Source organism: Enterococcus raffinosus (assembly GCF_018917525.1).
GTDB classification, from domain to species: domain Bacteria; phylum Bacillota; class Bacilli; order Lactobacillales; family Enterococcaceae; genus Enterococcus_A; species Enterococcus_A raffinosus_A.
In genome coordinates this window covers 302,474-315,039 of record NZ_JAHLOS010000001.1, presented here as the reverse complement: position 1 = coordinate 315,039, position 12,566 = coordinate 302,474, and the positions used below count along the sequence as shown (strand labels likewise).

Sequence of the window (12,566 nt, the reverse complement as noted above, 5' to 3'; positions counted from 1 at the left end):
CCATTTTCGTCCCGGATACCATTCTGCTAAACTGCTTGTACTTTAATATTACTTTTATTCTTGTTTTTTACTCATAGGCTAATTACTGCTTAAAGCAGAACTGGCAACCTACCTCGTTTTTAATGAATTATTTTTATTATAGAAAATAATAGTTCAATTCTCGTTTCGGATACCATTCTACTAGACTGCTTGTACTATATTACTACTTTTTTTCACGCATACATAACCTATCTTGTTTTAATAGTTGCTTCTATACTAAATCGTTTTGGCTATTTTCGCCATGTCCTCGGTTAATGGCAGCGCAAAAGAAAGCTGTTCTCTTTTGAAAGGGTGAGGAAACGTTAAAGAGTAGCAATGGAGGGCTTGACGATCAATTCCTTGATCCATCGCACCGTCATATAACTCATCCCCCAACAAAGGACAACCAATCGCTGAAAAATGTACCCGAATTTGATGCGTACGTCCTGTATGTAATTGAACATCCACTAGTGCACACTGCCGATTTCTTTTTTTCAGCCAGTATTCTGTTTCCGCTTTTTGTCCAGTTTCGATCACTTGTCTCTTCAATAAAGAAGATAAATCACGACCGATTGGCAAAGAAATATTTCCATGTTTTTCTAGAGCATCTACGTCACCTGAGACCAACGCTTGATATTTTTTGACAAATTCCTTTTGCTGCAGGCTTTGGTCTAGCTTAGCATGTGCAAATCCATGCTTGGCGAAAAGCATCAAGCCGGATGTATCACGATCTAAGCGGGTAACGACATGCACTACTTGATCAGCGTAGCCTTGAGCCACATAATAAGCTTTGACTCGGTTGGCCATTGTCCCTCGAGGATGATACTGCGCTGGAATCGATGCAATTCCTGCTGGTTTATTTACAACTAGCAAATGCTCATCTTCAAAAATAATTTCTATTGGCACATCGTCTGCCAATAATGTTTCATGCGCTTCCTCGTCTGGAATCACAACAGTTACAATATCATGGGTTTTTAAAGAAAACAAGACGTTTTGTTCTGTCTCATTTACTAAAATTTTTCCACCCTGAAACTTAATTTTGGCTAATAATTTTTTTGAGATCCCTTGACGTTTTAAGAAGCTGCGCACAAGCGATTCAGTCGGTTCTTGATAAGTCCATTTGAATTCCACAAAATTAATCCTCTCGAATAAAGGCATCCTTCACTCGATGCCAAAAATGCATATGCCGATAGGAAGCAAAATGAATCCGTTCTTCGGCGATTTTATATTTGATTGATGCAATACCTTTACGATTGATATCTAGCTGATCGATTGTGATCAAATGCTGTTCATTACCTTTCAGGCGGACATCGATCCATTCATGCGAGCCAATGATGCTTGGTGAGCCTAATGTTCGGAAAACACGATTATTCAATGAAGCAATTTCTGCTAGCTGCATCGCATTGATACTAGGATGAACTACCGCACCACCGACACTTTTATTATAGGCCGTTGAACCAGTCGGTGTGGAAATTGCTAATCCATCGCCTCGAAAACGCTCGAATAATTCTTCTTTTATATAAACATCTGCCACCATCGTGCGACTTCCTTTACGAATAGTCGATTCATTTAGCGCCAAAAAATGTTTTTGTTCCCCTTCTGTTGTCGTTAAAAGAACGTCCAGTAGTGGATAACTGACACTCTTTCCTTGTTCGCAACTCAAACTATTAACTAACTCAGGCAGCTCATAATCTCGCCAATCCGTATAAAATCCTAAATGCCCTGTATGAACTCCTAAAAAGCGGACTTCATCCAAACGATGATTGTATCGATGAAAAGCCGACAACAGGGTGCCATCACCGCCAATCGTTATCACCAATTCTGGATCACGATCCACGATCTCTAAATCATCCTTATCTGCCAACAAGCCGCGTAGGCGCTGCAACACTCGAATCGATTTTTCTTCTTGATTATGGATGATTCCGATCTTTAACCCCATGCTTTCCCACTTCCTTCTTCTGTTCCTTACGATTAAATACATGCTGCGCTTCTTGAATCTCGCCTCGAATACTAGACATTTCTTCGTCTAATTGATAAGCCGCTTCCGCCGCACGAAATAATCGTTTCTGAATATCTTCTGGTATTTGTCCCTTGTATTTATAATTCATTGAATGTTCAATGGTTGCCCAAAAGTTCATTGATAGGGTTCTGATTTGAATCTCAGCAAGTAACTTCTTTTCGCCTTCCAACATCTGAACCGGATACTCGATTACCAAATGATAAGAACGATATCCGCTAGCTTTCCGATTCGTGATATAATCCCGCTCTTGGATAATCTTCATGTCATTTCGACGTCGTAAAATATCTACTACTAATGGGATATCCTCCACAAACTGGCACATGATGCGCATCCCCGCCATGTCAGACATCTCTTCTTCCAAACGATTTAGCGGAATTCCTCGCAACTCCGCCTTGTTAAGAATACTTTCTACCGGCTTCACTCGCCCCGTCACAAATTCGATCGGTACATGATCCCCGCTCGTACGATATTGTTTGCGTAATCCGCGTAATTTTATTTTTAATTCAGCTACTGCCAATTCATAGGGCGCAAGAAATGTCTCCCAATCTCTTTCCATCGCAAATCCCCCGCTTCTTTTTCCGTTCCTACTTATCTTATCATAAACCTTCAATAGAAAAAATTGTCACATTTTTCTCCGTTGCTGAATATTACAAAATACTAACATTTTCATGGAATTAGTTCTAATTGTTTGACTATTCAGGTTATTCTATGTGAGGATGAATTATAATAGGAATTTTTTAAGATCAGAGGTAAAATAAAAGTGAGCAAAGAAATTGAAATCGAATTCAAGAGTATGTTGACACAAGGTGACTATGAAAAATTGTTACGTTACTATGATGTTACGGATGAACAATTTGTCATGCAAACGAATCTCTATTTTGATACTGCTGATTTTCAATTAAAACAGCACGGCATGGGTTTGAGAATTCGACGCTTCGCTGATAAAGCTGAAGCCACTTTGAAAGTTCCACAAACAATCGGATTACTAGAAATTACCGACGTTTTATCGCTGGAAGAAGTTGATCAAGCCGTCAATAAAGAGCAGTTTGTCCCACAAGCAACCGAGATTTTGGATCGATTGCAAACATTTACTATCTCATTAAAAAACTTGCACCTAATTGGGAAACTAATCACAAGGCGAGCGGAGTTCACGATTCCTGAAGGAAAACTGGCATTAGATGAAAGTTGGTATAGTGACCATCATGATTTTGAATTAGAATTAGAAGTGCCTGATTCTAGTTTTAATGAGGCTGATTTTAAACAGCTGCTTAACAAATTTGAACTTCCTTATCGCAAAACACAAAATAAAATTGCTCGAGCTGTGAATGCTCAGCAAGAAAAAAATTTAGAAACGGAGGGGATCTAGTGATCGAGATTTATTTATTTGTTAATCCAATTGGGAAGAAATGCTTATCGATCGAACGGCGGATTATCAGCTTAATTAACGAATATGATATGAAAATTCAATTACGTTTGATTCCTATCATGAATTTAAAAACGGTCTCAGAATTCATGCAGCGCATCGGCGCCTCTGAAAAAGACATCCAATTGCGAACCGAACTTTCTCAAGAGATCCACTCTGCTGCGCTGGACGTTAAAGCTGCCCACCTTCAAGGTAAAAAGCGTGGACGCGACTTTTTAGTTGAGCTACAAAAAACGGTTGGCGAACAAAAACAACCTTATTCTAAAAAAATGGCGATCCAACTGTTCACTAAAGTTGGCGGTGATCTAGAAATGTTTTTAGAAGATCGTCATTCGGCTTTTGTCCAAGAAGCCTTTTTGACAGACCAGCAAATTGCCCATGAAATGCAGATCACTTGTCATCCGTCAGCGGTCATTTATAATTACGGCAGCGATAGCGACGCAGGTATCAGGATCGAAGGCTGTGATACGATCCACCATATTTTAGATACATATAACACGAAGGAATCATTAATCGCGTTCTTAGAGTCACAAAGTAAAGATAGACCAATCAGACAGTCAGATATTGACAATCATTTATCGCTAATTTAATAGAAAAGGTCATTGCCGCTTGGCAATGACCTTATTTTTTGATCTGAACCGCATTATTTTTAGTGAAAATATAGTCCTTCTGCTGCTTGGTTAGGTAAAGATTGATTTTCTCTTGCCGCAGCTTTTTGATTCCAACATTGAAGCCAACACCCTCATTGTCTTTGATGCAGTAGACACCGCCTGGAATATTTTCAAAACGAGCACGACCTGCTTCATCTGTCACTGTTACTAGCGGGATTCCTTGTCTTTGGACCGGTCGTTTTCCATTTTTCGTGTACATCGCAAATTCTCGTCCAGCTAACACATTTCCTGACGCATCTGTACGAAGAAGATTCAAATTGAATCGTCGTTTTCTCAAAAGATAGACATGGATTGCACGATAAATACCAAAAAGCAACATCAAAATGGTAAGTCCGACACCGACCAAAATCAGTATTTGTTTCAAATTCCGCGAGTCATCTGCCTTTTCGATCGCCTTTGCCATTTTTTCTGTATAAGGCACGCGATGGCCCGTTACTAACAATCGATGACTGTTGATCATATAGGGTGTACATGTCAATAACGTCACAATATCGCGTCCAGGTTCAATGTTGATCACAGATGTATCCTTTGGTTCAACGATATCGATTTTATCCACTTCATAAGCCAGTTTTTCCTCGAACAACGTGATAACGAAAACCTCACCTATTTTCACATCCTCTAAATCAGTGAATAATTTTTTCTCAGGCAATCCACTATGTGCAGAAATCACTGAGTGCGTATTAATCCCACCAGTCGGAAATGAGGTTCCCTGCAAAACAGTTGCTCCTTCTTGCAACAGCTTTTCATTGGTCGTATCGAATAGAGGCAAAGTGATTTCGATCGCAGGGATACTAACGGCTCCTATCAAATGTTCACGGATATATTCATCACTAACGATTTTTCGTTCATTATTATTTGTGAATTTTGGAGCTTTAGGCACGAGGCCATTTTTTTTCAACTCTTCATTACGTTTTTTCATCCGCTCTTTGGCCTTGCGCACTTGTTCCTTGTTCTGCTCTTTGTTTTGACGTTGAACCTCTTCCATTCGTTTTTGGTCAATAAAGTCATTGACTGCGTTGATATAAAATGGATACATCATCACAAGTACCCCGACCAAAAAGACTAAAATCATGAAAATCTTGCTAATCATCTGCCGTCTGGCACTTTTTGGCTTAGGTGATCTCTTCACACTAGCTCACCTTCTTACTTTCGATAATAAAATGCTTGATTTTTTGTTTAATATTTTTGTATCCGCGACGTTTAAGAATCTTGAACTTACGATCTTTTAATCGCCAAATCTTCCCTTTTACACTCAGTCCATTTTCCGTTTCTACACGATAGACGCCACCTGGAATGTTTTTGAACTCTATTTTTCCAAATGCATCACTAATGGTATGAACAAGCTTGCCGTCTATTCGTACAACGTCTCGTTTTTGTGTAAGCAACGCACGGACTCCCGGCAAAGGCTCACCATTCTCATATAGATAGAAAACAAAGGTGTAATTGCGTTTCTTCGATTGATAAAGGATAATTTTGCGCCAAACAAAGTATCCGAAAAGCAGTGAGAAGAAGGCACAGCCTGCAATCAAATAGTAAACGCGTCGACGATGATATTTTTCAGTTTCCTTGATTTTTTTCGCTGCCTCAACCGGATAAGCAATTCGATGCCCCGTAACTAATAAACGATGACTGTTTACTCCATAAGGGGTACATGTCAACAACGTCACCAAATCTCGATCCAATTCAATTTTAAGCGCATCAAACTTATCAGGTTTTACGATTTTAATACGATCAACCTGATAAGCTAATTTTTTTCCTTCTATATGTAAGAAAAACTTGTCCTTCTTTTTCAGTAACTCTAGGTCAGTAAAAAGCTTCTTTTCAGGCAAACCAGTATGCCCTGTGATTACCGAATGCGTACCCTTTCCTCCAACTGGGAAGGAGGTTCCCTGTAGAACCGTTGCTCCCTTATCCAGCAAAAAATCATTCGTTTCATCATAAACTGGCAGACTTACATTTATTTTGGGAATGTACACTGCACCAATCATATGTTTTTCGTAATATTCCTTTTTCGGACTCTTGGTTCCTTCCAAAGAAGATTCAAAAGGATCATCAAAGCTGCCTGCTCCTGGAATAATCGTCTTTAATTTTTTATTTTCTTTTTCAAGCTTTGCCAGCCGTTTTTTCTTTTCAGCCTCCGAACGTGCCTCCATTTTATCCTGAACTTCTTCAAGCCGTTGTTGGTCCACATAATTATTGATCGAATCAACGACGAAGGGATACATAAAAATTAGAAAACCAACTATAAACATGACCGCAATTGATAACTTTAAAAGCAAATCAATCTTGTCTCTTTTATTCGGTTTACTCATTATGGCTCCACCCCCTCTACTTATGCTAATTCTCGCATAATAATTATCAAAAGAGAAATTCCATTTGTAAAATTTCTTTCAAATATTTGAATAAAACAGCCTATTTATTAAGATTCCCTCTATGAAACCTTGTTCTATTCACTTTTTTTCGAGCCTATTTTTCTATTATTTAGTGTTTATAAAAATGTTACGGAGTATCAACCTTTAATAAAAATAAATATTTTTTAACTTTTTATAGTGGAGGAGGCATAACCAAATCCAACAAAAAAAGCAGGAGCTCTAATCCACTCCTGCTTTGTCTTTCATTAATTTTTCAATACTTCAACAAGCTCTTCCAGCTCATCTAGCCGTTGAGCAAAGATTTCCATCGCGTCTTCGATATAGGTTGGCTGGGTCATATCAACACCGGCTTTTTTCATTACCTCAATCGGATAATCACTGCTACCTGATTTTAAGTAGGTCAAATATTTCTCTAACGCATCTGGTTCCGCCTCAACAATACGTTTTGCTAAAGCACTCGCTGCCGAGAAGCCAGTCGCATACTGATAGACATAATAATTATAGTAGAAATGTGGAATCCTTGACCATTCATCCTTGATTTCTTCGTCGTTGACAACGATTGGTCCATAGTATTTCGTATTCAATTCACCATAGAATTTGCTTAAATGTTCACTGGTCAATGGATTGCCAGCCGCATCTTCAGTATGAATAAAGTGTTCAAATTCCGCAAATTGTGTCTGACGGAAAATGGTTCCTTTAAACCCATCCAAATAATGGTTGATGATATAGGCACGAATTTTGGGATCTTTTTCTGTTTCTAATAGATAGCTAGTCAAAAGATTTTCGTTCGTTGTCGAAGCAATCTCTGCTAAAAAGATTGAGTAATCGCCGTAAACATAAGGCTGCGTATGACGAGTGAAATAACTATGAACACTATGTCCCATCTCATGAACTAACGTATAAAGCTCATCTAACCGATCATGCCAGTTCAAAAGAATATACGGTTGTGTATCATAAGCACCAGACGAATACGCACCACTGCGTTTGCCTTGGTTTTCAACCACATCGATCCAGCGTTCAGCAAAAGCCTTCTTCACAACCTCTAGATATTCCTCACCTAATGGCTTCAAGGCCTCAAGTGCCTTAGCCTGTGCTTCTTCGTAACTAAACTTAACTGGCGCTTCTGCTAAAAGCGGTGTATATAAATCATACATATGCAGCTCATCTAATCCTAGTAGCTCTTTCCTTAATTCAACATATCGGTGCAATAGCGGTAAATATTGATTAACCACCAAAGTCAATGTTTCATATACATCTTCCGGAATATGATTTCCGCTCAAAGCCGCTTCGCGAGCAGAACTATATCCACGAACCTTGGCCTTGTAGTTATGCCCTTTGATATGCGTGCTCAAAGTCGAAGCGAAGGTGTTGCGAAATTGGTGATAAACAGAATATAAGGATTTAAACGCTTGTTCACGCACTTTTCGATCTGTACTTTCTAATAATTGACCATAGACACCATGTGTTAATTGGACATCTTCGCCCTCTTCGTTCTTCACAACTGGGAATTTCAGATCCGCATTGTTCATAACAGAAAATGTATCCGCAGAACTACCAAAAATCTCACTAGCACCAGCTAACAACGCCTCTTGCTCAGCTGGTAAAATGTGTGCTCGCTCAGAAATGATCTGTTCAACAAAATGGCGATACAGCTCCAATTGGGATTCCTTTTCAAAAAAAGCCCATATTTCTTGGTCTGACAGCTCCAGCATTTCTGGCTCAAACCAGCTAACCGCTTCGCTAACCTGCGCAATTAAACTGGAAGCCCGTGCGTATAAAGCTTGATTTGTTGTATTTGCAGTATCTTCATCGTTTTTCAGATGAGCATACACATAAATAACTTCCGCTTTGCGATAAATATCTAAAACATATTCGATCGCTGTTAAAAATTCGGTTGCTCCTTGAGCCAACGTCCCCTTAATCTTATCAACTTCGGTTAACTCCTCTGATAAGGCTTGGAACTTCTCCTCAAAAGCAGCATCATCTGCAAAAATTTTCGTTAAGTCCCAAGTCAGCTCAACAGGAACTTCTTGGCGTTTGGGCAATTGTTTTGCTTCACTCATAAAAACACTCCTAACTGGTTAAGCTACTTTTTTCACTTAGAAAAGTGATAGAATAACTATTTATCACCATCAATAGTACCACAATTTAGAAAAAAGTAATTTTTAAAAGTAGTTAAGCCGATGAAACTTTAGCCTTTCTTTGACAAAAGATTGCCTCAAGATAGAGTCGTTCTAATATCTCCCGCTGATCAATTCGGTAAAATTCCCACTCTCTATGATTTTCCTGACGATACTCCAAAAATTTCTCAAATATTAAAGAAGCATTTTTCGCTTCTTTTTGGAATAAATACCGAAATACTAGAAGATCCTCTTGATAAAAAAAGAAATAACGACTAGGAAAATAGAGCCACTCCGGCAAATACAAAAGATGTCTCCGTTCCTGATAAAAATAATGCTGCAGGCCTCGAATTCGCGGGTTGCTTTGAACCAATTTAAGGCTTAGTGCTTTTTTCTGCTCATTCACACTTTCTATGGTAGGAACAAGCTGCGGTGGCCGCTTGTTGACCGATGAAAGAAAAATTTCTTTTAAAGCTTTAGAATTAGCAGGCCAATCTTCTTCACAATACACGAAACCGTCAATCTCATGGATATGGTAAAGCAATCGAATCCCCTGTTCCTCAATCAACCATAAATGCAGCCCCTTGTCTTTGTCAAAGGAACAAAATTGTTTTTGCAGATGTGTAAATTTTTCTTTGGGCCACAGCGGTTTGCCAAGCAGCCACCAGTCTTGGTAGCTTTTTTGAGCATAGCCCTCAATCCGTTCTTGCAGACGAGCACTTTTCAATGAGGAGCATTGGATTTCTACTGCTACATGTTCATGCAATAAGTCAGGTCGCTGCGGTAAATCACACAATGGTTGTTCCATTTTCCAAGCCTCTTCAAAATGATTTCCCCATGTATAAAATAGCTGCTTCAAGCGTAGATGCTCCGGTGTTTCCCCTTCACTCAACCCATGGCATTCTGTATTATGACTATGCGCAAAGTGGGGAATTTTAATTTTTCCTGCTTTACGAATTAATTCCTCACCGCAGTCTGGACAAAAAAAACGCTGCTGATTATCGCTTTCAGATGCACTGATCATTTCTTTTTCTTTAGTGTAAGCAAACAACATTCTTCTCACCTCAAAAAAAGATACGCAATTAGAAATAGAAAGATTTTCAAATTTCAGTAAGTTAAAAAAAATACCACTGTTCAGATGAACAGTGGTACTTGAACTATTTAATTAAAATGAGCACGAGTAATCTCGATCGCATCACGCTGCATCAAAAGCTTTCCGTACTCTTCCAACATTTCTGTTGAAACAGAGGAGTTTTGAGCGTATTCTAGGATTTCAGCAATCACGTCTGAAAGACCGAATTCACCAAAAATCTCAGGATCAAAATAAACCTGCAAATAATACTTCTCATTCAATAGATATAAATCACACCAGGCTTCATCTAAAAAGTGATAGCTTGCTAATTCAATCATATCCTCAAAACTATTCAATTGAAAAACCCGTAAGCGGCTGGTTTTATCGTCTTCTTCAAGACTTTCAGAGTTCGCTAAAATTTGTTGACGAATCAATTGATCAAAATCACTTGATTCAAACTCTGTCGAATTGTTCATTTTGTTGATGTCTTCTGGCGTCAGGTTTTTACTGATAAATAGTTCCAATCCGTCATTTTTCGGAAGGACTTGGAAAGTGACCGCTTCACTACTTTTGAACTCATCCTCGATATCGACTTCCTCTAAAATACTATAGAAGAAAGATTCGATCTCCCGATGATTTCCTAATAAATCTAGAAAAGTAATTCCTCGTTCGGCTAAATCCTCATTCTCAATAATGACTCGGATCGTATTCTCATTGATGTGTTCCATCTCCATCTTGGCACACCTCACTTTAAAGATAGATTATATGTTCATTGTAACTGATTCCGCTTAAAAGTAAAGAAAGCCGTCGAATTTTATTAAAATCCTATAAACAAAAGGAATGGTGTAATTTTGTAGTTGTATTAATTTCTGTTCACAAACAGCATCAGAACAGCGAAAAATCGGTTTTACTCTTTGAACGATATCCGATCATTTGCGAAAAAAATACCCCGCTTTCGCAGGGCAATTCATCTATAATCCAGCCATTAATTGGGCTTGACGTAATTCATATTGGCGAACATCACGAGGCAAGAAGCGACGAATTTCATCTTCGTTAAAACCAACTTGTAAACGTTTCTCGTCAATCATGATCGGACGACGTAACAATCCAGGATTTTCTTTAACCAAATCCAACAATTCTTTTAGGGACAATTCATCTAAATCCATGTTCAACTTTTGGAAAACTTTCGAACGGGTCGAAATGATTTCTTCCGTTCCATCCTCAGTCATTTGTAAAATAGCCTTCAACTCATCAATGTTCAATGGCTCAGAAAAGATATTTCGTTCAACATAAGGAATCTCATGTTCCTGTAGCCAAGCACGTGCTTTCCGACATGATGTACAACTAGGGGAAGTATATAGTGTTAACATGCATATCACTCCTTTTCTTGACTCTCAATTTTTGTAACAGGTAATAGTGACTTCCTGCTATCTGTTTCTATTATACAGAAAAAAGGTAACAAAAAAAAGAGTTGGCTGTCTTTTTTTTTACAAATATTAACGTTATTTAATTTAATTCTCTGCTATAACAACTGTCACGACAGTTTTAATTTGTCAAGATGAGAAAATAGTGGCGCAACTCTCATTTGAAGCCGTGCTATAACAGTTGTGAAATCTGTATTATCGATAATACAGATTATGCAAAATTATTATATCAAATAAAAAAAAGGAATTTTTTTATCTTTTGAATTTTGATAATCAATTCAACAAAAAAATATAGTTATATTCATAAAACTTTTGTATATCAAGCCTTTATTAGAACGATTTTAAAATAGAAAACACATTCAAGGGTGTAGGTTATTATTTTATAGTTATTTTATTTTAATACTAAAAACGGACATCTGTATCAAGTTTTTCATCAGTTTTACCCTCCAAAAATAGATACAGCTTTCAAATATTCAAAAAAAATCAAAATTTTTATAGAGTTTCCAAAAATTGGTAGAACTTAATTTTACGCGCTTATTCGTCTGCTCAATCATTATTTTTTTTCAGAAGAATATTTTTGATTGATTCCAGTCCATGTTTTTTTCATTACTTTGTCGCTTGAATAACATAACAAGAATTATATAATCATGCTACTTTTTTGCTCAGCCTAATAAAAAAATTATTTTTTTGCTATAATAAGTCTATTGAAATCTTAGGAGTGAGCAAATGATTCAAGGAATAGTATTTGATTTAGATGACACCTTATACAAGCAACAAGCACCCTTTGCTGCAGCTATCAAAGAGCTGTTTCCGACATTTCCAGAAAGTGAAATGAACACGTTGTTTATTCGGTTTCGCTATTATAGTGACCTCCACTATATGAAGTCCATTACAGGAGAATGGTCTTTAGCAAAAATGCGTCATGAGCGAATCCGTCTGGCATTAGCTGATTTTGAATTTATTGCAGCTAAACCTGAATTGGAGGCCTTTCAAGCAGCCTACGATCACGCATTAAAAACGATCACATTACCTTCTGAGATCAGCGATTCACTAACATTCTTGAATCAACAGGATGTTCCTTTGGGTCTGATCACAAATGGACCTGTATTGCGACAGAAAGAGAAAATCAGCGCGTTGCAATTGACTCATTGGATCGCTCCTGAAAAAATGATTATTTCAGATGCGGTTGGCATTCAAAAACCAAATCCTGAAATATTCCATTTAATGGAAACACGATTGAATTTGGCAGCTGAATCACTTTTATATATTGGTGATAGTTTTGAAAATGATGTCATTGGTGCTAAAGCCGCTGGCTGGTCTGTTTGGTGGTTCAATCACCAAAATCGTAAAATACCAGATGGACAAACAGCTATTTTTGAAAAAGAAATCAAAAACTTTGAGGATTTGAAGTCTCTTCTGACGAACCAAAAAAGTATGCCGCGTTGA

At 37.9% G+C, this 12,566-nt stretch carries 12 protein-coding genes; 3 read left to right on the top strand and 9 right to left on the bottom strand.

Features of this window, described 5'->3' with window-relative positions; genetic code table 11:
* Positions 1-255: 255 nt before the first annotated feature.
* The 3 genes from KQI58_RS01495 to KQI58_RS01485 are packed head-to-tail and all read right to left on the bottom strand — an operon-like array spanning position 256 to position 2,594.
* The gene (locus tag KQI58_RS01495; protein ID WP_216405851.1) at positions 256-1,149 is read right to left on the bottom strand and encodes an RluA family pseudouridine synthase; all 894 of its coding nucleotides are present in this window, start codon (positions 1,147-1,149) and stop codon (positions 256-258) included.
* A gap of 4 nt (positions 1,150-1,153) precedes the next feature.
* Positions 1,154-1,957 (bottom strand): NAD kinase, encoded by an 804-nt coding sequence (locus tag KQI58_RS01490; RefSeq protein WP_216405849.1) that lies wholly within the window; start codon positions 1,955-1,957, stop codon positions 1,154-1,156.
* Complete coding sequence (locus KQI58_RS01485; protein WP_216405847.1) at positions 1,929-2,594, bottom strand: GTP pyrophosphokinase; 666 nt, start codon at positions 2,592-2,594, stop codon at positions 1,929-1,931. Before KQI58_RS01485 ends, KQI58_RS01490 begins: the two co-directional genes overlap by 29 nt.
* Positions 2,595-2,798: 204 nt before the next feature.
* Here KQI58_RS01485 and KQI58_RS01480 point away from each other — a divergent pair, with 204 nt between their 5' ends.
* On the top strand, positions 2,799-3,404 hold the full coding sequence (locus KQI58_RS01480) for a CYTH domain-containing protein (protein ID WP_216405846.1): 606 nt from the start codon (positions 2,799-2,801) through the stop codon (positions 3,402-3,404).
* Positions 3,404-4,051, top strand: a complete 648-nt coding sequence (locus KQI58_RS01475; RefSeq protein ID WP_216405844.1) for a DsbA family protein — start codon at positions 3,404-3,406, stop codon at positions 4,049-4,051. Before KQI58_RS01480 ends, KQI58_RS01475 begins: the two co-directional genes overlap by 1 nt.
* A gap of 31 nt (positions 4,052-4,082) precedes the next feature.
* On the opposite strand, the gene KQI58_RS01470 is transcribed toward KQI58_RS01475, so the two are convergent.
* The 6 genes from KQI58_RS01470 to spxA all read right to left on the bottom strand — a co-directional run bounded on the left by KQI58_RS01470 (position 4,083) and on the right by spxA (position 11,066).
* Entirely contained in the window at positions 4,083-5,261 is a 1,179-nt protein-coding gene (locus KQI58_RS01470; protein ID WP_216405842.1) for a class C sortase, read from the bottom strand.
* Position 5,262: 1 nt separating this feature from the next.
* The gene (locus tag KQI58_RS01465; RefSeq protein ID WP_216405840.1) at positions 5,263-6,444 is read right to left on the bottom strand and encodes a class C sortase; all 1,182 of its coding nucleotides are present in this window, start codon (positions 6,442-6,444) and stop codon (positions 5,263-5,265) included.
* A gap of 305 nt (positions 6,445-6,749) precedes the next feature.
* Positions 6,750-8,567, bottom strand: coding sequence for an oligoendopeptidase F (pepF, locus tag KQI58_RS01460; RefSeq protein ID WP_216405838.1), 1,818 nt, complete (start codon positions 8,565-8,567; stop codon positions 6,750-6,752).
* Between the two features lie 112 nt (positions 8,568-8,679).
* Positions 8,680-9,678, bottom strand: a complete 999-nt coding sequence (locus KQI58_RS01455; RefSeq protein WP_216405836.1) for a competence protein CoiA — start codon at positions 9,676-9,678, stop codon at positions 8,680-8,682.
* A gap of 107 nt (positions 9,679-9,785) precedes the next feature.
* On the bottom strand, positions 9,786-10,430 hold the full coding sequence (locus tag KQI58_RS01450) for an adaptor protein MecA (protein ID WP_216405833.1): 645 nt from the start codon (positions 10,428-10,430) through the stop codon (positions 9,786-9,788).
* Positions 10,431-10,667: 237 nt separating this feature from the next.
* The gene (gene spxA, locus KQI58_RS01445; protein ID WP_010739854.1) at positions 10,668-11,066 is read right to left on the bottom strand and encodes a transcriptional regulator SpxA; all 399 of its coding nucleotides are present in this window, start codon (positions 11,064-11,066) and stop codon (positions 10,668-10,670) included.
* Between the two features lie 780 nt (positions 11,067-11,846).
* Here spxA and KQI58_RS01440 point away from each other — a divergent pair.
* Positions 11,847-12,566, top strand: coding sequence for an HAD family hydrolase (locus tag KQI58_RS01440; protein ID WP_216405831.1), 720 nt, complete (start codon positions 11,847-11,849; stop codon positions 12,564-12,566).